The organism is Streptomyces kurssanovii (assembly GCF_040677245.1).
In the GTDB taxonomy this organism is placed as follows: Bacteria; Actinomycetota; Actinomycetes; order Streptomycetales; family Streptomycetaceae; genus Streptomyces; species Streptomyces kurssanovii.
On sequence record NZ_JBFAQK010000016.1, the window covers coordinates 70,421 to 92,118 of the forward strand.

Annotated in this window: 24 protein-coding genes; 8 read left to right on the forward strand and 16 right to left on the reverse strand. The window is 73.0% G+C overall.

Annotation, left to right across the window (positions count from 1 at the left end; genetic code table 11):
• The first annotated feature begins 9 nt into the window (after positions 1–9).
• The 3 genes from AB0K36_RS14455 (at position 10) to AB0K36_RS14465 (ending at position 1,885) form a co-directional block, all read left to right on the forward strand.
• Entirely contained in the window at positions 10–426 is a 417-nt protein-coding gene (locus AB0K36_RS14455; RefSeq protein ID WP_364593145.1) for a DUF7144 family membrane protein, read from the forward strand.
• A gap of 259 nt (positions 427–685) precedes the next feature.
• A complete protein-coding gene (locus tag AB0K36_RS14460; RefSeq protein WP_364593148.1) occupies positions 686–1,144 on the forward strand; it encodes a universal stress protein in 459 nt (152 codons plus the stop codon).
• 84 nt (positions 1,145–1,228) lie between these two features.
• The gene (locus tag AB0K36_RS14465) at positions 1,229–1,885 is read left to right on the forward strand and encodes an HAD family hydrolase (protein ID WP_364593151.1); all 657 of its coding nucleotides are present in this window, start codon (positions 1,229–1,231) and stop codon (positions 1,883–1,885) included.
• A 66-nt stretch (positions 1,886–1,951) separates the two neighbouring features.
• Here the strand turns inward: AB0K36_RS14465 and AB0K36_RS14470 are convergent, their stop codons facing one another.
• Genes AB0K36_RS14470 through AB0K36_RS14480 form a run of 3 tightly spaced genes read right to left on the reverse strand, consistent with a single transcriptional unit; the run spans position 1,952 to position 4,366 of the window.
• Entirely contained in the window at positions 1,952–2,404 is a 453-nt protein-coding gene (locus AB0K36_RS14470; RefSeq protein ID WP_364593154.1) for an ester cyclase, read from the reverse strand.
• Positions 2,405–2,426: 22 nt separating this feature from the next.
• Complete coding sequence (locus AB0K36_RS14475; protein ID WP_364593157.1) at positions 2,427–3,509, reverse strand: zinc-binding dehydrogenase; 1,083 nt, start codon at positions 3,507–3,509, stop codon at positions 2,427–2,429.
• On the reverse strand, positions 3,506–4,366 hold the full coding sequence (locus AB0K36_RS14480) for an NAD(P)H-binding protein (RefSeq protein WP_364593160.1): 861 nt from the start codon (positions 4,364–4,366) through the stop codon (positions 3,506–3,508). Before AB0K36_RS14480 ends, AB0K36_RS14475 begins: the two co-directional genes overlap by 4 nt.
• A gap of 328 nt (positions 4,367–4,694) precedes the next feature.
• On the opposite strand from AB0K36_RS14480, the gene AB0K36_RS14485 reads away from it, so the two are divergent.
• On the forward strand, positions 4,695–5,273 hold the full coding sequence (locus AB0K36_RS14485) for a DUF2269 family protein (RefSeq protein ID WP_189473726.1): 579 nt from the start codon (positions 4,695–4,697) through the stop codon (positions 5,271–5,273).
• A gap of 68 nt (positions 5,274–5,341) precedes the next feature.
• On the opposite strand, the gene AB0K36_RS14490 is transcribed toward AB0K36_RS14485, so the two are convergent.
• The 8 genes from AB0K36_RS14490 to AB0K36_RS14525 form a co-directional block, all read right to left on the reverse strand.
• Complete coding sequence (locus tag AB0K36_RS14490; protein ID WP_364593164.1) at positions 5,342–6,007, reverse strand: phosphoribosylanthranilate isomerase; 666 nt, start codon at positions 6,005–6,007, stop codon at positions 5,342–5,344.
• Positions 6,007–6,696 (reverse strand): transglutaminase-like domain-containing protein, encoded by a 690-nt coding sequence (locus tag AB0K36_RS14495; RefSeq protein WP_364593167.1) that lies wholly within the window; start codon positions 6,694–6,696, stop codon positions 6,007–6,009. The genes AB0K36_RS14490 and AB0K36_RS14495 overlap by 1 nt, the downstream gene beginning before the upstream one ends.
• A gap of 55 nt (positions 6,697–6,751) precedes the next feature.
• Entirely contained in the window at positions 6,752–7,891 is a 1,140-nt protein-coding gene (locus AB0K36_RS14500) for an acyl-CoA dehydrogenase family protein (RefSeq protein ID WP_364593170.1), read from the reverse strand.
• On the reverse strand, positions 7,891–8,265 hold the full coding sequence (locus AB0K36_RS14505) for an ectoine synthase (protein ID WP_364593173.1): 375 nt from the start codon (positions 8,263–8,265) through the stop codon (positions 7,891–7,893). Before AB0K36_RS14505 ends, AB0K36_RS14500 begins: the two co-directional genes overlap by 1 nt.
• A 122-nt stretch (positions 8,266–8,387) precedes the next feature.
• Complete coding sequence (gene trpA, locus AB0K36_RS14510) at positions 8,388–9,428, reverse strand: tryptophan synthase subunit alpha (RefSeq protein WP_364593176.1); 1,041 nt, start codon at positions 9,426–9,428, stop codon at positions 8,388–8,390.
• The gene (locus tag AB0K36_RS14515; RefSeq protein ID WP_364593179.1) at positions 9,421–10,461 is read right to left on the reverse strand and encodes an anthranilate phosphoribosyltransferase; all 1,041 of its coding nucleotides are present in this window, start codon (positions 10,459–10,461) and stop codon (positions 9,421–9,423) included. The genes trpA and AB0K36_RS14515 overlap by 8 nt, the downstream gene beginning before the upstream one ends.
• A gap of 2 nt (positions 10,462–10,463) precedes the next feature.
• A complete protein-coding gene (locus AB0K36_RS14520; RefSeq protein ID WP_037775600.1) occupies positions 10,464–10,727 on the reverse strand; it encodes a phosphopantetheine-binding protein in 264 nt (87 codons plus the stop codon).
• Position 10,728: 1 nt separating this feature from the next.
• The gene (locus AB0K36_RS14525; protein WP_364593182.1) at positions 10,729–12,219 is read right to left on the reverse strand and encodes an AMP-binding protein; all 1,491 of its coding nucleotides are present in this window, start codon (positions 12,217–12,219) and stop codon (positions 10,729–10,731) included.
• Between the two features lie 222 nt (positions 12,220–12,441).
• On the opposite strand from AB0K36_RS14525, the gene AB0K36_RS14530 reads away from it, so the two are divergent.
• The 3 genes from AB0K36_RS14530 (at position 12,442) to AB0K36_RS14540 (ending at position 14,330) form a co-directional block, all read left to right on the forward strand.
• Positions 12,442–13,173, forward strand: coding sequence for an alpha/beta fold hydrolase (locus AB0K36_RS14530; protein ID WP_364593185.1), 732 nt, complete (start codon positions 12,442–12,444; stop codon positions 13,171–13,173).
• Positions 13,174–13,299: 126 nt separating this feature from the next.
• Positions 13,300–13,665, forward strand: coding sequence for a hypothetical protein (locus AB0K36_RS14535; protein ID WP_364593188.1), 366 nt, complete (start codon positions 13,300–13,302; stop codon positions 13,663–13,665).
• Positions 13,662–14,330 carry a nucleotidyl transferase AbiEii/AbiGii toxin family protein gene (locus AB0K36_RS14540; RefSeq protein WP_364593191.1) on the forward strand — a complete coding sequence of 223 codons (669 nt, stop codon included), beginning with the start codon at positions 13,662–13,664 and terminating at the stop codon, positions 14,328–14,330. The genes AB0K36_RS14535 and AB0K36_RS14540 overlap by 4 nt, the downstream gene beginning before the upstream one ends.
• A gap of 120 nt (positions 14,331–14,450) precedes the next feature.
• Here AB0K36_RS14540 and AB0K36_RS14545 read toward each other — a convergent pair whose 3' ends face one another.
• From AB0K36_RS14545 to AB0K36_RS14565, 5 genes are all read right to left on the reverse strand, one after another.
• Positions 14,451–14,792, reverse strand: a complete 342-nt coding sequence (locus AB0K36_RS14545; protein WP_364593194.1) for a VOC family protein — start codon at positions 14,790–14,792, stop codon at positions 14,451–14,453.
• A gap of 122 nt (positions 14,793–14,914) precedes the next feature.
• Positions 14,915–16,225 (reverse strand): SWIM zinc finger family protein, encoded by a 1,311-nt coding sequence (locus tag AB0K36_RS14550; RefSeq protein ID WP_364593197.1) that lies wholly within the window; start codon positions 16,223–16,225, stop codon positions 14,915–14,917.
• Positions 16,225–19,032: an SCO1167/SCO6262 family helicase gene (locus tag AB0K36_RS14555; protein WP_364593200.1), complete on the reverse strand. Its 2,808-nt coding sequence runs from the start codon at positions 19,030–19,032 to the stop codon at positions 16,225–16,227. The genes AB0K36_RS14550 and AB0K36_RS14555 overlap by 1 nt, the downstream gene beginning before the upstream one ends.
• A gap of 152 nt (positions 19,033–19,184) precedes the next feature.
• A complete protein-coding gene (locus tag AB0K36_RS14560; protein WP_364593310.1) occupies positions 19,185–20,018 on the reverse strand; it encodes an ABC transporter permease in 834 nt (277 codons plus the stop codon).
• A gap of 20 nt (positions 20,019–20,038) precedes the next feature.
• On the reverse strand, positions 20,039–21,040 hold the full coding sequence (locus AB0K36_RS14565) for an ATP-binding cassette domain-containing protein (protein ID WP_364593202.1): 1,002 nt from the start codon (positions 21,038–21,040) through the stop codon (positions 20,039–20,041).
• A gap of 224 nt (positions 21,041–21,264) precedes the next feature.
• Between AB0K36_RS14565 and AB0K36_RS14570 the strand changes: the two genes are divergently transcribed.
• A complete protein-coding gene (locus AB0K36_RS14570; RefSeq protein ID WP_364593205.1) occupies positions 21,265–21,558 on the forward strand; it encodes an antibiotic biosynthesis monooxygenase family protein in 294 nt (97 codons plus the stop codon).
• Positions 21,559–21,698: the final 140 nt, after the last annotated feature.

Genomic DNA, 21,698 nt, shown 5'->3' on the forward strand with positions numbered 1-21,698 from the left:
AGCCCCTGCATGCCACGATTCCCCCCAGCACACGACTTTTCGGCGGGCAGCGCCCCGCCGGCCGGAGGAAAGATCTTCGCCGGGGTCGTTCTGCAGCTCGACGGCCTCCTCAACCTCTTCAAGGGCATTGCGGGGATCGCCAGGGACGACGTCTACAACGGGCTCGGCAACTACGTCTTCGAGTTCAACCTCACGGCGTGGGGATGGGTCCTGCTCGTCCTCGGCGTCGTCCTGCTCGTGACGGGCGCAGGCGTCCTGCGGGGCGCCGGCTGGGCGCAGGGAGCGGGCGTGTGCCTCGCAGCACTCAGCATCCTGCTGAACTTCGCCTGGCTGCCCTACGCGCCGCTCTGGGCCGTCATCTCGATCGCGGTCGACGTGTCCGTGATCTGGGCCCTCAGCACCTTCCGCGGCACGCCGACCGCCTGACCACTGCTCCGTACATGGACGCCCCCCACGGCGCGCGACACTGCTTCCTGTGGCCCGGTCACCGGTCGGACCCATGACCGCAGCAGGGCGGGCGCGCTGAACACCGCCGGGCCGGGCGGGTACCGCAGCCGGGGCCGGCCCCCGTCTGGACCTGCCGGACTGCGTACACGGCGCTGTCGGGACGATGCTGGAGGCCGAGCCTGTGGCGGCGGACCGCCCACCCGTGGGCCGTCCGCCGCCGTCGAGTCGAGGAGCGTCCATGGCTGACCAGCGCGAGGAGACGGACCGCATCGTGGTCGGGGTGGACGGTTCGGACTCGTCGAAGCAAGCCCTGCGCTGGGCCGTGCGTCAGGCGGAGGCCACCGGTGGCGTGGTGGAGGCGGTGACCGCCTGGGACTTCCCGCAGTTCCACGGCGCGCTCGGCTGGCTGCCCCCGTCGAGCGGCGACGAAGCCGCCCTGGAGGCCCGGGCACGCCAGGAACTGGACGAGGCCGTCGAAGAGGCCGTGGGACCGCGGCCGCCGGTGGAGGTACGTACCGAGGTGCGTTACGGCACCCCGGCCAGTGTGCTGCTGAACGCGTCCCACAGCGCGTCCCTGCTCGTGGTCGGCAGCCGGGGTCTCGGAGGCTTCGCAGGGCTGCTGTTGGGCTCGGTGGCCCAGCACTGCACCCAGCACGCCGCATGCCCGGTCCTCGTGGTCCGCGGCGACAGCCGCTGAACACCGGCGGCTCGTCCCACGCGGCGCGCCTGTGGGACGACCTGACGGGGTGTCCGGGCGGAGCGGCTCCGTACGCTGGCGCTCATGACTGGAAGCGGCATCGACCTGGTGATATTCGACTGCGACGGTGTGCTGGTGGACAGCGAGAGGATATGCGTCCAGGTCGATGCGGTGATCACGGCCGATCTGGGGTGCGTGTTCAGCGAGGCCGAGATCATCGAGCGGTTCGTGGGCTCGTCCACCGAGGTGTACACCGCGGCCGTGGAGGAGCGTCTGGGACGGCGGCTGGAGAAGGGCTGGCAGAAGAAGTACGAGCACCTGTACGAGGCGGCCTTCGAGACCGGGTTGACCGCGGTCGACGGCGTCACGGACGCGCTCGACGGTCTCACCGCGGCCGTGTGCGTCGCCTCGAACGGTGATCACGCAGGCATCAGGCGCAGTCTCGACATCGTCGCGCTGTCCCACCGTTTCGACGGGCGGATCTTCAGCGCGACGGACGTCCCCCGAGGCAAGCCGGCACCCGACCTGTTCCTGCACGCCGCCCGTTCCCTGGGAGTGGAGCCCCGGGCGTGCGCGGTGGTCGAGGACAGCGCGTACGGGGTCGAGGCGGCGCGGGCGGCCGGGATGCGCGCCTTCGGCTACTGCGGCGGCCTGACCCCGGCCTCCCGGCTGGCGGGGCCGGGCACCGTCGTGTTCGACGACATGCTCGATCTGCCCGGGCTGCTGGCGGCGGCCGGCTGAGCCGGGACACGGACCAGGGCCCGGGCCGCGTCGGCGGCCCGGGCCCTGGTCCGGCGGTGCCGGGTCTCACATGACGTCGGCGGCGACGAAGCCCAGTTCCTTGAGCATCGGCAGGTAGTTGAAGACGTCGTAGTGCTCGATGATCTTCCCGGCGTCGTCGAAGCGCAGTTCCTCGAGCATGAACCAGGTGACCTTCTTGCCGGTCGCGGCCTTGCCGAAGAAGTCGCCGAGGTGGGTGGCGGTCACGGTGATCCGCAGGATGACGCGGTCGCCTTCGGAGACGGCGCTCTTGACGTCCAGGTGCAGGTCGGGGAAGGCGGCGAGACCGCCGCGCATCGCGGCCTTCATCATCTCGGAGTCGACCGGGCGGTCCTCGGAGAAGTGCTCGATGTCCGGTGACCAGTGCGTGAAGATGCCGTCCAGGTCCCAGCGGTTCCAGGCGGCGGCGCAGTCGAGCGCGATCTGCTTGTTGCGCTCCTGGACGCTGAGGGTGGACTGCTCGGCGAGCGTTGCGGTCATGGTGGCGGATTCCTTACCGGGTTCAGGGGATCAGGACGTGCTTGCCGACGGTGGCGCCGTCCAGCAGGGCGCGGACCGCGGCCGGGGCCTCGGTCAGCGGATGGCGGCCGGCGATCTCGGGGCGCAGGACGCCCTCGTCGACCAGCCGGTACAGGGCGGCGAGGTCGGCCCGGAAGGCGTCGCCGGGCTTGACGTAGTACATGCTCTGGCGGCGGCCGCGGGTGAGGCGGAGCTTGGCCGCGATCCAGCGGGCGGCGGTGCGGCGCAGTGCGGGCACATGCGGCCTGAACCACTGGCCGGGCCGGTAGCCGGCCACGGAGGAGTCGAAGGAGACGAGGGTGCCGCCGTCGGCGAGCATGGCCCAGCCGGCGTCGAGGCCGCGGCCGCCGATGTGGTCGAAGACGGCGTCGACGCCGTCGGGTGCCAGTTCCCGTACGGCGGCGGGCAGATCGTCGGTGCGGTAGTCGAGGGGCTCCGCGCCCAGCGCGCGCACCGCGGGGTGCTTGGCGGGTGAGGCGGTGCCGATGACGCGCAGCTTCGCGTGGACGGCGAGCTGGGTGAGCAGGGTGCCGACGCCGCCGCTGGCTCCGTGCACGAGCACGGTGGAGCCGGCGTCGAGTCCGGTCTGCCGGTGCAGCATCTGGTAGGCCGTCACGCCGTTGGTGATCAGGGAGACGGCGACGGCCGCGTCCAGGTGCTCGGGCACCGCGGCGAGGGCGGCGGCGGGGACCTCGACGTACTGCTGCCATGCGCCGTGGCGGGGCATCGCGGCGACGCGGTCGCCGGTGTTCCAGCCGGTGACGCCCTCGCCGGTCTCCACGACGCGGCCGACCAGGTCGTAGCCGGGCACGAAGGGGAACTTGGGCGGGAAGGGGTGCAGGTGCTGGAGCATCTGCACCTCGGCGAAGGACACGCCGGCGGCCTCGACGCGGACGACGACCTTGCCGCGGCCGGCGCCGGGCCGTGTGCCGTGACCGGCGACGATGTGGTCCTCGGGGCGGCCGCTGCCGGTGAGTTGCACGTGGGCGTTGGACGCCTGGCCGCCGGTGGCGGCCGCGGCGGAGGTCCCGCGGCGGGCGGCGGACGTGCCGGTGTCGACGCTCACGCCGCCACCGTCTCGCGCCGGTGGGCGAAGTCGGCGGCGTGGTCGGCGGCCCACCGGGCGAAGGTGAGGGCCGGGCGGCCGAGGATCCGCTCGACGGTGTCCAGCGGCACGGGCGGGTTGTCCATGGCGTCGGCGAGGTAGCCGAGGATCATCTCGACGACCGGCGGCGGCATGAAGTGGCCCATCTGCTCGCGCGCCTGGTCGGGGGTGATCTCCTCGAAGGCGACCTCGGTGCCGATGGCGTCGGCGATCGCCTTCACCTGGTCGACCTGGGTGATGGCCTGCGGGCCGGTCAGGACGTACGCCTGCCCGGCGTGGCCGTCCTCGACGAGCGCGGTGGCGGCCACCGCGGCCACGTCGGCCTCGTGGATCAGGACGCGCGGCGCGCCGCCGTAGGGGGTGCGCACGACGCCCTCGGTGCGGATGGAGTGGCCCCACTTCCACAGCAGGTTGGTGGCGAACTCGTCGGGGCGGACGAAGGTCCACTCGATGCCGGACTCCTCGACGGCGCGCTCCACGGTGCGGTGGTGCTCACCGCTGTGGTTGTCGCCGGAGGTGTCGAGCACGGACGAGGAGGAGAGCACCACGATGCGGCGCACTCCGGCCTCCTCGGCGAGGGCGACGACCTCCCGCGCGGTCCCGGGGACCGGGAAGAGGTAGAGGCGTTCCACGCCGCTCAGGGCGGCCCGCAGCGTCTGCGGCTGCTCGAGGTCGCCCTCGAACACCTCGACGCCGTCGGGGAGCCCCGCTGTGGCCGGCGTGCGGGTCAGGGCCCGCACCTGCGCTCCCGCCGCCACGAGGTGGTCGACCACATGCCGGCCGACGGATCCTGTCGCTCCTGTCACCAGAACTGTCACGCCTGCTCCACCCTGTCGGTCCCGGCTTTCCCGAGACTCCTCGGACCTTGGTGGTGCAAGGCTGAACAGTCCGGCTGGAGGGCCCCCGGAGACTGGCTGGAACGCGCCCCGGGCCGGGCGGGGGCGGGGAAGGGCGGGAGCGCCGCTCGAGCCGTTCTCGAGCGGCGGCGGGGATGCTCCCGGCGGAGGGCCTCGCCTGCGTGCCCGTGCGCGCCGGCACGCCCGGGCACGGCCGGCCGTCGGGTGGCCGCGGGGCCGTCGCGGGGCTGTCGACCGCCTGGTCGGGCCACTTCCCTCTCCCCCTCGTCCCCCACGAAAGGTCGCCGCTTTGTCCGCCACCGCCGTAAGCCAGTCCCCCACCACGCGGGGCAGGACCAAGAAGAAGTTCGAACTCTCCCGCAGGGCGCGCCGGCTGACGCTCGCCGTCCACGTCGTGACCTCGGTGGGCTGGGTGGGTCTGTCCCTGGCGATGGCCGTGCTGGCCGTCATGGGGTACACCACCGAGGACGCCGCGGTCGCCAAGGGCGTCTACTACGCGATGTACGTCTTCGACGACACGTGCGTCACGGTGTTCAGCATCACCGCCGCGCTGTCCGGCATTCTGCTGTCCTGCGGCACCAAGTGGGGCCTGCTGCTGCACTGGTGGATCATCGTCAAGTGGGTGATCACCCTGTTCATGACGATCTTCGCGTGGTTCGTGATCCACCCGATCGTCATGCAGGCCACCGAGAACACCGCGACGGCGGGCGGCGCGCCGCCGAAGCCGGGCTGGCCGGCGGACTTCCTGCTGTGGAGCGTGCCGGTGCTGTTCGCGCTGCTGACCGTCGCGGCGGTGGTGTCCGTCTACAAGCCGTGGGGCCGCACGTCCCGCGGCCGGCGCACCGCGCCGCGCGGCGGTCGTTCCTGACGGCCCTGCGGGTGTGCGCGGCGGCGGCCGGTCCCCCCGGGGGCCGGCCGCCGCCGTGTGCAGGGGGTTCAGGATGTTCGCCAGGCGTGGGTGACGGCCTGGGCCCGGGAGGTGTTCAGGAGGCCGTCGGCGTCGCGGGCGGCGGAGTCGACATCGATGCCGAGGAAGCGGGGATGGGTCCGGGTGGCGGGGAAGTCGCCGTGGTTGTCGGGGCCGAGGCCGCCGGCGAGGAGGAACGGCAGGGACGTGGCGTCCGCCAGCTTCGTGACCGTGGTGTCGTCCAGGCGCTGGGCGGTGGAGCCGATCCGGCCGTCGCCCGTGACGGCGTCGAACAGGAAGCAGTCGGCGCCGGCCCGCTCGTAAGCGCCGGTGAGCCGGCCCTCCAGGCAGGTGTCGTCGCGTACGTGCAGCACTTTGGCGATCTTCAGGCCGTCGGGGCACTGCGCGCGCAGGGCGCGCAGCACGCCGGGGGTCTGGAAACCGTGCAGTTGGACCCAGGAGACCTGCGCCGCCCGCACGGCCGCCGACAGTGCGCCGGTGTCGGCGGAGAAGGTGACCAGGACGGGCGTCAGGCCCGCGCTGCGGGCCCGGGCGGACAGCGCGGTGAGCTGATCGAGCGTCAGGTCGGCGTGGCCGCCCGGGACGTGGTGCCACAGGCCGATCAGGTCGGCGCCGGAGGCGGCGACGGCGTCGACCTCCGCCGTGGTGGTGGCGCCGCAGATCTTGACCAGCATCAGGCGGCCGCCGTCCGGTCGGCGTCGTGTTCCAGGGAGCCGGCGGTGAAGCGGTCGTCGCCTGCGCCGAACAGGCCGGGGTGCGCGGCGCGCAGGTCGGTCAGGACGGCCTCGTAGGGCAGGTCGTCGAACTCGCCGTGGAAGCGCAGGAACTCCATCTGGCGGCGGCCCTGCAGGTCGAAGGGGTGGTGCAGGCTGTCGGCGGTGCCGTCGAAGTCGAGGGGCGCCATCCGGTACAGCCGGCACAGGGTCTTGTTGAACACCGGTGTGGCGCGCACCCATTGGCCTTCGAGGCGTACCGAGGTCAGGCAGTGCTGGTGGAACACGTCGCCGCCGAGCAGGCTGATCAGTTTCGGGGAGGCGAGGTGGTTGCGTACGTCGGTCAGGACGAGGCGGGCGGGGATGCCGAGCGAGCGCAGGCCGGCCGCGTAGAGGACCGACTTGTGCAGGCACATGCCGGAGCGGCCGGCCGCGACGGTACTGGCGCGCAGGCCCTGGCGGGTCAGGTCGGCGCCGTAGACCTCGTAGCGGACGGTGTCGCGGACCGCGTAGTAGAGGGCGACGGCCTGCTCGGTGGGGGTGGTGGCGCCGGGCGGCAGGGCGTCGGCCACGAAGGCGCGTACCTGCTCGCTCTCGTGGTCGAGGAACTCGGTGGCCTCGAGGGCGGCGGTGCTCAGTCGGGTCGTCATGGCAGCTGTGATCCGCTTCGTTGTCGGGTGAATTCACAAGGCCCGTCGGTGAGGTTCAAAGGCCCAGGAGTGCGGCGATGCGGTTGCGCTGGGTCTCGGAGGTGCCGGAGTAGATCGTTCCGGCGACCGCGTTGCGCAGCTGGCTCTCGATGCCGTACTCGGCCATGTAGCCGTTGCCGCCGAAGATCTGGACGGCGGCCAGGGCGGAGGCGACGTTGGCCTCGCTGGTGACGAGTTTGGCCATGGCGATGTCGCGGGTGACGTTGTCGCCGGCGGTCATCCTGCGCGCGGTCTCGTACAGCCAGCGGCGGGAGGTCTCCACGCCGGTGGCCATGTCGACGATTTTGTGGGAGACGGCCTGGTAGGAGCCGATGGGCTGCCCGAACTGGCTGCGGGTCTGCGCGTAGCGGACGCAGGCGTCCACCCGGCGCTGCATCTCGCCGGCGTTGATGACGAAGGAGCACAGGATCTCCCAGCGCATCACATGGTCCAGGACGAGGAACCCGCCGCCGGGCCGGCCGATCACGCGGTCGGCCGGGACGCGGCAGTCGTCGAAGTACAGCTCGCACAGCGGGGAGGTGCGCAGGCCCATCTTGGCCAGTGGCCGGCCGAGGGTCAGGCCCGGGGTGTCGGCGTCGACGAGGAACGCGGTGATGCTCAGCGGCCCGGGACGGTCGCTGGTGCGGGCGTAGACGGTGAACACGTCGGCGACCGGCCCGTTGCTGACGAACGACTTGCTGCCGTTGAGGACGTAGGCGTCGCCGTCGCGTACCGCCCGGGTGCGCATCGCCAGCGCGTCGGAGCCGCTGTCGGGTTCGCTGATGGCGTGGGCGCCGATCAGCTCGCCGGTGCAGATCCCGGGCAGGTGGCGCTCCTTGAGGGCGTCGGAGCCGAAGCGCTGCAGCGGTACGCCGACGGAGACCATGTGGGTGCAGGCGGAGAAGTTCAGTCCGGCGTCACGGCAGCCCTCCCCCAGGCCCTCCAGGACGTACATGGTGGTGGTCAGTGACTGGCCGAGCCCGCCGTGGCGCTCGTCGAAGGGCAGTCCGAGGATTCCGGTGCCGGCCAGTCGCCGCCATGCCTCCTGGGGGAACTCGGCGGCCGCGTCGCGCTCGATGTGCCCGTCGTCGAGCTTTTCGAGCACGGGCGCCAGGCCGTCGCGCAGGGCCTGCTGGTCCTTCGTGAAGTCGGCCATCAGTAGTGGGAGAATTCGGGCGAGTCGAGGTTGTGGCTCTCGTCGCCGCGCAGCGCGGGGGTGAACATGCACACCAGGCGCAGGTCCTCGTGCGGGCTCGCCACCAGCCAGTGGGCGTCGTGCCGGTCCAGCGCGTACAGGGTGCCGGGGGTGATGGGGTGCGAGACGCCGTCGCCGTCGATCACCTCGCCGCTGCCCTCGATGCAGTAGCAGCTCTCGAGGTGGTTGCGGTACTCCAGACGGGACGTGGTGCCCGCGCGGACGATGGTGTCGGTGACGGTGTAGCCGACGCCGTCGGCCTGGGTGAGGAATCTGCGGCTGAGGCCGTTGCCCCAGTCGACGCAGGTGACCTCTTCGAGCTTGCGGACGATCATGCGGGTCTCCTTTCGTACGGGTGGTTCCGCTCTTCACACGGTGGGCCGGCGGGGCCGCTCGCGGCCCGTTCCGTTCCCCTCACGGCCCGCGCGGTTCCCTTCACGGCCCGTTCCTGTTCCTTTCACGGCCCGCGCAGTTCCCTCACGAAGGAGCCGAACTCCTCGACGGGGTCGCCGCCTTCGGTCAGGGCCTGTTCGATACGGGCCACGCCGACGCTGCCGACGACGGCGGCGTCCGCGCCGAGGTCCTGCAGGAGCAGCGTGTCGGCGCGGGTCCTGACGCCGAAGCCGACCGCGACGGGCGCGGTGGCGGTGGCGCGCAGGGCGGCGACGGACCGGGCCAGCCGGTCGTGGTCGAGGGCCGCGGCGGTGCCGCTGCGGCCGTAGTGCGCGACCAGGTAGAGGTAGGCGGTGGCCTGCGCCGCCGCCTCGGCGACCGCGTCGGGCCGGGAGACCGCGTAGCAGGTGGTGACCAGCGGCAGGCCGGCGTCGTGTGCGGCGTCGTAGTGGGCGGCGCGCAGCCTGGGCGGGACGCCGTGCAGCAGCAGTCCGTCGCAGCCGGCGTCGCGCACGGCGGCGGCAAAGTCGCCGGGGGCGGTGCCCTTGACGGTGTGGCTGAAGTCGGCGAGCAGCGCGATGCGCAGTCTCTTCAGACTCGGCCGGACCCGGGCGACGGCGGCGAGGACGGCCGCGAGGTCGGTGCCGTGGGCCAGGGCGCGGTCGGCGGAGCGGCGGATGACGGGCCCGTCGGTGACGGATCCGGGGAAGGGGACGGCCAGTTCGAGGCAGTCGATGTCGCTCTCGTCGAGGAGGGCGGCAAGGTCGGGCAGCCGGTCCAGCGGCGGGTCGCCCGCGTTGAGGAACAGCGCGAGGCCCGGCCGGCCGGGCGCGGCGTGGGTGAAGAACCCGCCCGGGCGGGACGCGGGCGCGGCGCCGTTTCCGGGCGCGGCGGCGGTGGCGGTGGCGGTGGCGTTCCCGGGCGCGGCGCCGTTTCCGGGCGCGGCGGCGGTGGCGGTGGCGGTGGCGTTCCCGGGCGCGGCGCCGTTTCCGGGCGCGGGCGCGGTGGCGGGTGCAGGGCCGTTGCCGGTGCCGACGGCAGGGGTGGGAGCGGGACCGGCCGCAGCCGCGGGGCCCGTGGCGGGTGTGGGGCGGGGGTCAGACATGGGCCACCTCCGTGGTGCGTCGCAGCCGGTCGACCAGGGCGAGGGCCGAGCCGTCGTTCAGGACCGCGCGGGCGCCGCGCAGGGCCTGGTGCCAGTCGCCGGTGAGACGGCCGGCGACGGCGAGGGCCGCCGCGTTGAGGCAGACCGCGTCCTCTGCCGCCGGGCGGCCGCGGCCGGCGAGCAGGTCCAGGACGTCGCGGACGGGGTCGGCGCCGGGCCGCAGGTCCTCCAGGGCGCCGGGGCCGAGGCCGAGCGCGGCGGGGTCGAGGACGAACTCGTCCTCGCCGCCGCCTTCGTAGGTGCGCACCAAGTTGGGAGTGAAGCCGATCAGTTCGTCGGCGCCCGTGTCGTTGGTGGCCAGCCACACGGATCCGCCGGTGCGGCGGGCGGTGTGCTCGGCGGCATGCCGCAGGCCGGGGACGAGCCGTGGGTCGGAGACGCCGGTGAGCTGGGCGTCGACCGGCATGTCGGCGAGGAACGGTCCGAGGGCGTTGACGAAGCGGCCCAGCCGGCGGACGTCGAGCGGCAGCACGCCGCGTGCGAGCAGGCCCAGTTCGGCGGGGTAGACGAACATGCCGGCGAACGCGATGCCGCACCGTTCGAGCATCTCGTGGGTCTGCTCGTAGGAGGAGGCCGTCTCGATGCCCAGGCGTTCGAGCAGGTCGAGGGAGCCGAGGGCGGAGGTGTAGGCGCGGGAGCCGGTCTTGACGACGCGGGTGCCCATCGCGGCGGCGGTCAGCGCGGCCGCGGTGGAGATGTTGAGGGTGCGCGGGCCTCCGCCGGTGCCGACGATGTTGACGGCGCCCTCGAACACCGGCCGCCCGGTGCCCTGTCCCGGGCGGCGTTCGGCGAGCGAGTCGAGCAGCGCGGTCAGGGTGGCGCGGCCGGGCATCTGCGTGGACAGGGACGCGAGCAGGGCCACGCTCTCGCCCCGGCGCAGCGCGCCGTCGTGCAGGCTGTCCCAGAACGAGCGCCACTGGGGAAGGTCGACGGGCCGGTCCTGGGCGATCAGGGCGGCGACGGCGTCGTGCATGGTTAGGCGGCCTCCGCCCGGGTGCGGGAGGCGTCGGCGATGAACGCCTCGATGGCCGCCACCGACTTGAAGGACTCGGGGTCCAGGTCCACCTCGTCGGTGTTGATGTCGTACCGGTCCTCCAGCCAGGCGATCACCTTGAGCAGGCCGAGGCTGTCGATGACGCCGCCCTCCAGCAGGTCGTCGTGGTCGGCCAGGTCCCGCGCGGGCATGTCGGGCAGGAACTCCTCGACGATGAACTCCTTGATGGCCTGGGCGTGGGGCATGTCAGTTCTCCTTGGTGAAGTGGTCCTTCACGACACGGTCGCGGTCGACCTTGCCGGTGGAGGTCCGGGGCAGCGGCTCGTCGGTGAAGCGCAGGACCGAGGGGACCGCGGCCCTCGGCAGACCGCGTGCCAGATGGCCGCGCAGGGTCAGGCTGTTGAGGCCGCTGCCCGGGGTGCGGCGGGCCACGGCGTGCAGCAGCCGGCCGGCCACCTCGTCGGGCAGGGCCAGGACCGCGGCCTCGGTGACCTCGGGGTGGGCGAGCAGCACGTGCTCGACCTCCTGGACGTTGATGCGCACGCCGCGGACCTTGACCTGGAAGTCGGTGCGGCCGGCGAGGGTCAGGGCGCCGTCGGCGCCGCGGTGCACCAGGTCGCCGGTGCGGTACCAGCGCCGGTCGTCGGCGCCGGTGGGGTGGGGCGCGAACACGGGCCGGGCGGCGGCCGCGCCGAGGTAGCCGCTGGTCTGGAACGGTGTGGTGACCCACAGTTCGCCGCTGCCGGGGCCCTCGAGGACGGTGCCGTCGTCGGTGACGACGAGGGCGTCGGCGCCGGGCAGCGGGCGGCCCAGCGGCAGGGCCGCGCCGGCCGCGGCCTGCTCGCCGGTCACCTCGTGCACAAAGCTGTCGTTGGTCTCGGTGCAGCCGTAGACGTTGTGCAGCCGGGCGTTCGGGAACAGGCGCGGCAGTTCGGCCAGGACCGGGCCGGGCAGGGCGTCGCCGGTGGTCATCGCGTGCCGTACGCAGGGCAGGGCGGTGGTGCGGTGTTCGCGGGCGGCGTCGGTGACCAGGCGGTGGAACATGGGCACGGCCTGGACGACGTGGACGTCGTGGCGCTCCATCGTCTCCAGCAGGTGACGGCCGCTCATGGCCTGGTCGGGGTCGACGAGGACGACACGGCCGCCGTACGCGAGGGTGGTCCACACGTCGAGCAGGCACAGGTCGAAGTTGAGCGGCGCGTAGTTGAGGACGTTCGTGCCGGGTCCGATACCGAAAGCGCCGGCGGCCCAGGCGGTGAAACGGTCGACGGCGCCGCCTGCGACGGGCACGATCTTGGGCAGCCCGGTCGAGCCGGAGGTGGTCAGCAGCAGGACCGGGGCCTCGGGGTCGGCGGGCGTGTCGCGCGTGGCGCCGAGGTCGCCGTACGGCGTGTCGTCGTCCGGTGTGTCGTCGTCCGGCCGCTCGGGCAGGGGGACGGCGCCGGCCTGCTCGTACAGCTGCTCCAGCACGTCCTTGCCGAGCGTCGCCGACGGCAGCAGCACCGGACGGCGCTCCAGCATGCAGGCGAGGACCAGCGCGATCGTGCCGGGCGACTTGACGGCCGGGACCCCGACGGGACCCCGGCCGGGCGTGTCCGCGACACGGGCCCTGGCCCGCTCGGCGCGCCGCCACAGGGCGCCGTAGGTGATCTCGTCGCCGTGCCACACGAGCGCCGTCTCCTGCGGCGCACGGCGCGCATGCGCCCCGATGTCCTCGACGAGTGTGCCGCCGCCCATGGGCCGCGCCCCCTTCCGCTCCTCGCACTGGCGAAAACCTGTCGGCCTCGATGGTGGTTTCGCGCGCTGGAGGATCGCCGGAGCCGTGAGGCAGGAGGGGAGAGGCTGCGGAGGTCGCCCGAGGCATGAGAGAGACTCGGGAGAGGCGTCGAAGGCGCATTGCAGAGGACTGCCCGGCGTCCGGGCAGTCGCCGTCCGCATCACGTGGTCACGGGGGGACTGATGACGACAGCGGATTCCTTGCCGATCGTCTTCGTGCACGGAACGCGATTCAGCGCCGGACAGTGGAGCATGCAACTCGCCGCGCTCCGCGACGAGTTCGAGGTGGCCGCCGTCGACCTGCCCGGCCACGGGGAACGCGCGGCCGACCCCTGGAGCCTGAGCAGTGCGACACGGATCATCGCTTCCGCGGTGGATGCGCTCGACCGCGGGCCCGCTCTGGTGGTCGGGCACTCACTCGGCGGATACGCCTCGCTGGAATTCGCCCGGCGGTGTCCGCACCACGTGCGCGGTCTGGTTCTCGCCGGGGCCAGCGCCTCGACCCGCGGTCCGTGGGCAACGCCGTATCGCTGGGCGGCCAAGCTGTTCCCCCGCATACCGGTGGACCGCCTGACCCGTTGGAACGACCGGCTTCTGCGACGGCTCTACCCGCCGGAGGTGGTGGCGGCGACCATCCGCGCCGGCTACGCCTTCCACACCCTGCCGGCCGCCTGGGACGAGGTCCTGGGCCGCTTCGACGCCGGCGCGATGCGTCATGTGAAGGCTCCGGTACTGATCCTCAACGGCGAGAAGGACACCGTCTTCCGGGCCGGGGAGAGGGACTTCGCCCGGGCTCACCCGCACGCCCGCGTCGAATTGATCCCGCAGGCACGCCATCTCGCGAACTTCGACGACCCGGGCGCCTTCACCGATGCCGTCCGCCGGTTCGCCCGGCAACTTCTCGCCGACGACTGAGTGTGCCGAAGCCGTGTGCCTGATCGCTACGTCACCGGAACGGGAACGGCCCGCGCCGGCAAAGCGCACACGACCCGTACACCCCTCTGCTGTCGGATGCGACCCCGACGAGGGATAATGCCGGACATGGTGCCGCAGCCCACTCCCCGTTCCTCGTCATCCGCCGCCGAAGTGCTGCGTGGGCGGTATACGAGCCGGCTGCCGGCACGCCTGGAAGACCTCGCCGGGCCGGTGACGGGACGGGTCGAGCTCCCGCTGCATGTCGCCTGGTCCGGACTTCGCACATACGACCTGGACCGGCCGCGGCAGCGTATGAGCCTCTACCGCACTGTCCTGGCCGAGGGGCAGCACGGCGATCTCACCGCCCTGCTCGACCGGAACCTGCTGCTCGATCAGTGGCCCGTGCTGCGCACCCTGGTCAGCAGGCACATCCGCGATGTGTGGGAAGACTCCTTTCCCGAGCTCGCCCGCCGGACATCCACCGCCGCGTGAACCTCACGGGACTGCACCGCCGACTCCTGGCAGACGTTCTCGCGATCGGCGCTCCGTATCCACTGGTCATCACCGGTGGACACGCCGTCCAGGCACACGGACTGGTCGACCGGCTAAGCCAAGACCTCGACGTGGCCACCGAGAGCCCGGCGCCGATGGCCGGAATCGCCGACGACCTGCGAAACGGCCTGACCCGGCGGGGCTGGCACGTCACTGTGATCAGTGTGGACCCGCTTTCCGCACGCCTGCTGGTGGCAGATCCCCGAAGCGGTGAGGACTGCGAGGTGGACATCCTCAAGGAGAACCTCTGGGCGCCGCCGTACACGACCGAGTACGGCCCGGTGCTCGCGCTGGACGATGTCATCGGGACCAAGGTCCGGGCACTGGCCGACCGCGGCGCGGTGCGGGATCTCGTAGACGTCCACGCAGCCGCAGCCGCCCACTGCACCACCACCGACCTCGAGCGGCTGGGCGAGCGGCACGGTCGCGACGATTTCCGCCTCCAGGACCTGCGCGACCGTCTCGCCGGTGCCGACTGGTACGACGACGAGGAATTCGCTGCCTACGGACTCACCGAGGATGAGATCGCTCGGCTCAGAGCGTGGGCCCAGCAGTGGACGAGCGACCTCGACCGCCGCCTGGGTGAGCACGGCCGCGAAGGCTGACCGCCCTGCCGGCATTTCGACGCGCCGTTGTCGGGTGCAGACACGATGGTCGGATGCTGCCCACAGCGGAAACTGCCGGCCGTCGGCTCGGCGGTGCCGGGGGGCGCGTTCGGGCCGCGGTCAGAGCGGGGCGCCGCCGAAGTCGAGTTCGTTTCCGTCGGGGTCGCGGTACAGGGCCTTGCGTACGCCGTTCGGGTACGTCTCCCGTTTCGTGGGCTCGAGTCCGCGGCCGGATGCCTGGGAGACGAAGGCGTCGAGGTCGTCCACGAAGACCGTGTGCAGGGCGTGGCCGGCGTGCTCGGGTCGGTGCTCGATGAACAGCGAACGGTGTTCCGCCAGTTCCCACACGGCTTCCGTGTCGCTCGCGACGAACGTGGGAGGAGTGCCGAGCAGCCGTTCGTACCAGAGCAGGGCGGCCCGGTAGTCGCTCACGGGGATGCCTGCGAAGAGGTCCAGGGCCATGCCGTCATGCTAGGGCGCTTGTTCAGCGCTGGTCGTTCGGCCGGGCGATCGGCGGCGGCCCGCCGGCGGGCCGTCGCGGTGTCGTCCAGGACACCGCGACGGCATGAGCAGCGTCGACTGCGCTACGCCTCCTGCGGGGCGAGGAGTTCGCTGAGGGCGACGGCCGGGTCCGTGTCCGGGGGGCCGGCGGGCCACCACGTGCCGGAGCGGTCGCGGTAGGGGTACCAGCGGGCGTCGCGGCCCTGGCGGAGCTGGAGGCCGCGGCCTGTGAGGGTCCAGTGGTTGCCGTCGACGTCGAGGGCCGGCAGGTCGTCGTCCCAGCCCGCGGCGAGGGCGGTGCGGGCGCGGGCGGTCTCCTGTTCGGAGGGGGCCCAGGGCTGTTCGAGGACCTCCAGGCCCGCTTTCCCGCCGGTGCGCCAGGCCTCGGCGGCCCGGTCGAGGTCGTCGGGACGGCCGCAGGCGTCGCGCAGCCGGGCGGGGACGCGCGGGTCGGGGTGGGTGGCGGCGATGCGGACCGTGTCGTGCCACTCGTCGAGCGGCGGTGCGGGCGGCGTGTCGCCGAACCCGGCGATGTGGGCGAGCAGTTCACGCGCCCGGACGGCGGCGTCGGCGACGAGGCGCTCCAGCGGGTCGGCCTCGATGCCGGTGACCGGTTCGGCGGCCGTGGGCAGCGGCTCGGGCAGCGGCGGCAGGGCGGGCAGCGGGGCGGCGGGGCGGGCGTAGGCCTCGCGGTTGCTCTCGTAGGTCTCCTGCGGCTGCCGGTCCTCCTGCTCGGGCGCCTCTCCCCCGCCGTGGTCCCCGTCCTCGTCCTCTTCGTCGTCGTCCTCTTCGTCGTCGGTGGCGGTCAGCGCGCGCAGCATCAGGACCGACTTCAGCTCGTCGAGCGCCTCGTGGGTGTCCCGGCCGCGGACCAGCAGGAGCAGCCACGGGTCGGAGTCGAGGAGCCAGGAGAACTGGTAGCCGAGGGCGGTGGCGTGCGGGCAGGGGTGGTCGAGCGCGTCGCAGTCGCAGTCCGCGTCCAGGTCGCCGTATCCGGGAAGCAGCCCGAGGCGGGCGTCCTCGGCCGCTTCGAGGAGGTCTTCGGGCAGGTCGCCGGCGAGCAGGGCCTCCGTGGCGTCGGGCCGGTCGGCGGTCCTCTCCCACAGCAGGTCCCAGTCGTCGTCGTCCCATGCCGTGACGGTGAGGGTGGTGGCGTGGGCGGCCTCGCCGGCGTAGACCTCGGCGGCGATGCGGCCGGGGCTGACGGTGATGGGGCCGATGCGTCCGGTGCGGGAGAAGGCGCGGCCCTTCTTCAGGGGTTCCTCCTCGGGCCAGGTGTCCTCCAGGGCCTCGGTCCACCGGCCGGCCCACGGGGACTGGCCGCGGGTGCGGCCGCCCTTGCGGGCGGGGAAGGCGGCAAAACCGCGGGCGCCGCTCGCCTCGTGATCGCTCATCAGACGCTCCTCAGTTCGACCAGGTTGGCCAGCTCGTCGTTGGTCAGTTCCGTCAGGGCTCCTTCGCCGGAGCCGAGGACGGCGTCGGCGAGGTCCTTCTTGGACTCGAGCAGGGCGGCGATGCGGTCCTCGATGGTGCCTTCGGCGATCATCTTGTGCACCTGGACGGATCTGGTCTGGCCGATGCGGTAGGCGCGGTCGGTGGCCTGGGCCTCCACGGCCGGGTTCCACCAGCGGTCGTAGTGGACGACGTGGTCGGCGCGGGTGAGGTTGAGTCCGGTGCCGGCGGCCTTCAACGACAGCAGGAAGACGGGGACCTCGCCGTCCTGGAAGCGCTGGACGAGTTCCTCCCGGCGGGGTACGGGGGTGCCGCCGTGCAGCAGCTGGGCCCCGATGCCGCGTTCGCGCAGGTGCCGTTCGAGGAGCTTGGCCATGGCGACGTACTGGGTGAACACCAGTGCCGCGCCGCCCTCCGCGGTGATGGTGTCGAGGAGTTCGTCGAGGAGTTCGAGTTTCCCGGAGCGGCCGGACAGGACGGTGTCGTCCTGCTTGAGGAAGTGCGCGGGGTGGTTGCAGATCTGTTTGAGGCCGGTGAGGAGTTTGAGGACCAGGCCGCTGCGGGCGATGCCCTGGCTGGCGCGGATGCGGTCCATGACGTCCTGCGCGTGCCCCCGGTAGAGCGCGGACTGTTCGGCGGTGAGGGCGACGGGCCGGTCGGTCTCGGTCTTGGGCGGCAGTTCGGGTGCGATGCCGGGGTCGGACTTGCGGCGGCGCAGCAGGAACGGCCGGACGAGTCCGGCCAGTTCGCGGGCGGTGGGCTGCTCGCCGGTGGCGTCGGCGCGTTCGGCGTCGATGGGGGCGATCCAGCGGCGGCGGAAGTGGCCGTGGGTACCCAGCAGTCCGGGGGTGGTCCAGTCCAGGACGGCCCACAGTTCGGAGAGGCTGTTCTCGACGGGGGTGCCGGTGAGGGCGATCTTCGCGTCGGCGGGGATCAGGCGCAGGGCCTTGGCGGTGCCGGAGAGCGGGTTCTTGACGTGCTGGGCCTCGTCGGCGACGAGCATGCTCCAGCGGTGGCCGCCGAGCCGTTCGGCGTCCAGGCGCATGGTGCCGTAGGTGGTCAGGACGAAGCCGGCGTCGGCGCCTTCGAGGCTGCGGCCGGTGCCGTGGAAGCGGCGTACCGGGGTGCCGGGGGCGAATCTGCCGATCTCGCGCTGCCAGTTGCCGAGCAGGGAGGCGGGGCAGACGACGAGGGTGGGGCCGCGGGTGTCGTCGTGTTCCTGGCGCAGCAGGTGCAGGGCGATGAGCTGGATCGTCTTGCCCAGGCCCATGTCGTCGGCGAGGCAGCCGCCCAGGCCGAGGGAGGTCATGCGGTCGAGCCAGCGCAGGCCGCGCAGCTGGTAGTCGCGCAGGGTCGCGGCGAGTGCGTCGGGCTGCCGCAGGGGTTCGGTGCCGCCGTCGGGGTCGGTGAGGCGGGCGCGCAGGGCCAGCAGCCAGTCGCTGGGGGCGACGGGGACCTCTTCGGTGCCGATGCGGGTGCGGCCGGTGAGGGCGACGGCGAGGGCCTCGATGGCGGTCAGCGGTCCGAGGGCGCGTTCGCGGGCCTTGCGGGCGAGGTCGGCGCCCACCAGGGTCCAGCGGCCGCGGAGCCGGACGAGGGGGCGGCCCTCGTCGGCGACGTGGGCCGTCTCCTGTTCGGTGAGGGGTTCGCCGTCGAGGGCGAGCTGCCAGCGCAGGTCGACGGTGTGGTCGCCGCCGAGGAAGGAGCGCAGGTCGGCGGGCGGGACACGGTCGGCGCCGACGACGGCGCGGGCGCTCAGGGAACGGGCGGCGCCTTCGGGCCAGTGGACGTCGATGCCGTGGGCGCGCAGCCGGGCCGCGCCGGTGCCGATCAGTTCGGTGGTCTCCCGGTCGGTCAGGACCAGGGCGGACGGTACGGGCAGCAGCCGCTGCAGCGGCTCCCACACGCCGGCCGCGCGGCGCACCGCGAGGATCGTGTCGGCCTGGGCGCGCGGGCCGAGCGCGTGGTCGGCGCTGGCGAACAGTTCGCCCGCGTCGAGCGCGAGGGTGGGGTCGGCGAGGCTGTGGGCGCGCGGGACGAGGTGGAGGGCGGGCGGGCCGTCGGGGGTCTCGGCGAGGTGGACGTGGAGGGAGACCCGCACGCCGGAGTCGAGTCCGGCGGAGATCTCCTCGGCCCAGGCGCGCAGTTGGGGCACGTGCTGGGGCTCGGTGGCCGAGAACGCGGCCCGTCCGGTGGCGGCCGGGGCGGCGGCGGTGCGCGGCAGGGTGTCGGCGACGGCGTCGAGGAAGGCGCGCAGCAGCGCCTGTACGTCGCTGCCGGGTGCGGCGACGGCCTCGCCGGGGGCGGCCTGGGCGAGCTCCCGCAGCCGTACGACGTCCTCGAGGTCGAGCGGTCCGGCCCGCCAGGTGTCGTAGCCGCCGGCGGAGACGCCGGGCAGCAGCCGCTCCCGGGCTGCGAGATGCAGCCCGAGGGCGGCGGCGGCCCCCCAGAACGCGGCGGCCGGATGCACGGCGGCGCCGTCCCGGCCGTGGGAGCGGCGTGCCTCGATCAGGGCGGGCAGCGCCTGGGCGAGGGGCAGGCGCAGCACCGGGAGGGTGCGCAGTGCGACGCCGCCGTCGTGCGGCACGACGAGGGACGCCTCGCCCGGCTCGCCCGCCGCCGTGTCCGGCGGCGGGGAGCCGTCCGGGTCGAAGAAGACGAGGCGGCCGGTGCGCGCCGGGTCCCCCGCCTCGAAGACCACCGCGCACCGCGCCAGCAGTCCGGCCTGCTCAGGCGCCAACCACACCATGCGTCCCGCTCTCTCTTGCGTGCTGTTCTCTTGTACTGCGTCTCGCTCGTGCCGCGTCGTGCTCGTGCTCGTACTGCTGTCGTGCTCGTGCTGCTGTCGTGCTCGTACTGCGTCGTTCGTGGCCGTGCGGCGCCGTTCGTGCGCGCCGATGATCAGCTTGTCAGGTTGCGGAAGCGGCGCACCGACAACGGGAAGAAGACGGCGCACAGGACGACGGGCCACACCACGGCCATCAGCAGCGCGTGCTGCGCGATCCATGAGTCCCCGCCGAATCCCGGGTTGCCGAACAGTTCCCGTACCGCCAGCACCGTGGAGGACAACGGATTCCACTCGGCGATCGTGCCCAGCCAGCCCGGCATGGTGGACGGTGCGACGAACGCGCTGGTGAGGAAGCCGATCGGGAACTCCAGGGTCTGCACCATGGTGATGCCCTCGGGGCCCTTCATCAGCAGTCCGAGGTAGATGCCGGCCCACACCAGTGCGAAGCGCAGCAGCAGCAACAGGCCGACCGCGAGGGTGGTTTCGCCGAGGGTTCCGTGGGCCTCCCAGCCGATGGCCAGGCCGGTGGCGAACAGGACGGCCAGGGCCAGCAGGGAGGAGAGCATGTCGGTCACGGCGCGTCCGACGACCACGGCGGAGGGCGCCATCGGCATGGTGCGGAAGCGGGAGGTGACGCCGCGGTTCTTGTCGGCGGCGACGGCGGTGACCGTCTCGCCCATGCCGAAGACCATCGTCATGACGAACATGCCGGGTACCAGGAACTCGCGGTAGTTGCCTCCGCCGGGCACCTGCATGGCGCCGCCGAAGAAGTACCCGAACATCAGCACCATCATGACGGGGAAGGCCAGCGTCCCGATCAGGGTGCCCGGTTCGCGGACCCAGTGGGTCAGGCCGCGCAGGGTGACCGTCCAGCCGTCGGCGGCCGCCCAGCGGAGCCGGGCCAGCGGGGTGCGGGCGATCACCGGGGCGAGGGCGGCGCGGTCCATGGGGCGGGGTGCGGTGATGCTCATGCCGCCACCGCCTCTCGGGCGCCGTCACCGGTACCACCGGACGCGCCGCTGCCGGTGGCGGTGCCGGTCAGGTGCAGGAACACCTCGTCGAGGGTGGGCCGGCGCAGTGCGATGTCCTCGGCCGCCACGCCGGCCGCGTCCAGGGCGCGGACGATGCCGGCGAGCGCGCTGGTGCGGTCCTTGACGCGGGCGCTGATGCGGCGGGTGTCGTGGTCGGTGTCCGGCCGGTCGGCGCACACCTGCTCCAGCGCCGCCGCGGCGGCGGGGAGCTGGTCGGCGCGGCGCACCACGACGTCGATCCGGTCGCCGCCGATGCGGGACTTGAGCTCGTCGGGCGTGCCCTCGGCGATGACCTTGCCGGAGTCGATGACGGAGACGGCGTCGGCGAGCTGGTCGGCCTCCTCCAGGTACTGGGTGGTCAGCAGCACGGTGGTGCCGGTGTCGACGAGGCTGCGCACCGCCTCCCACACCTCGCCGCGGCTGCGCGGGTCGAGGCCGGTGGTCGGCTCGTCGAGGAACAGCACCGGCGGGGCGAGGACCATGCTCGCCGCCAGGTCGAGGCGGCGGCGCATGCCTCCGGAGTACTCCTTCAGCGGCTTCTTGCCGGTGTCGGCGAGACGGAAGTGCTCGAGGAGTTCGTCGGCGCGGCGGCGGGCGGCGGCCGGCGACAGGTGGTGCAGGCGGCCGAACATGACGAGGTTCTGCCGTCCGCTGAGGACTTCGTCGACGGCGGCGTACTGGCCCACCAGGCCGATGCTCGCGCGGACTTCGGCGGCCTGGCGGGCGACGTCGTGGCCCGCGACCTCGGCGCGTCCGCCGTCGGCCTTCAGCAGGGTCGACAGGATGCCGACGGAGGTGGTCTTGCCCGCACCGTTGGGGCCCAGCAGCCCGTGGACGGTGCCGGCGGGTACACGGAGGTCGAATCCGTCGAGTGCGTACCGGTCGCCGTAGCGCTTGCGCAGTCCTTCGGCGAGGACGGCGGTGCTGGTCGGATCCACGTCGGCTTCCTTACGGGTAGCGGGTATCCGGCCGAGGGTCCCAAACCGTCCCTGAGCGGGGCCGGAGCGCGGCTCAAGACCCGGCAGGGGAACGGTCGAGGACCGGTCGGGGACCGGTCGGGGACCGGTCGGGGCCGCGGGCGGCGCCCGGCCGGTTCGACGGCTGCTCTAGCAGTGGACGGGACCGTGGCGGGCCAAGGACACGGCAGAGAAGGGAAGCCACTGTGATCACTTTCATCAACCGGTTCCATGTCACCGGCACCGGCGAGGAGTTCGAGGCGGCCTTCGACGCCACGTCGGCGTTCTTCGCCGACCGGCCCGGCTTCCTGCACCACCGGCTGCTCCAGCACGTCGACGAGCCGCACCTGTACGTGAACATCGCCGACTGGAAGGACGAGGAGTCCTTCCGTGCCGCCCTGGCCCACCCGGAGTTCGCCGCGCACCGCGCCAGGCTGCGCACGCTCAGCAGCAGCGACCCGAACCTGTACGTGCCGCTGCTCGAACGCGTCGCCCGCTGAGAACCGGGCGCGCCGTACACCGACGGCCGTACGCGCCGGGCGTCGTGCGCCGAGGGCCGGGCGTCGAGGGCCGGGCGTCGTGCGCGCCCGGAGTGTGTCAGGACCGCCGTCGACCGGCCCTCGAGGGCCGTCGGCCAGCA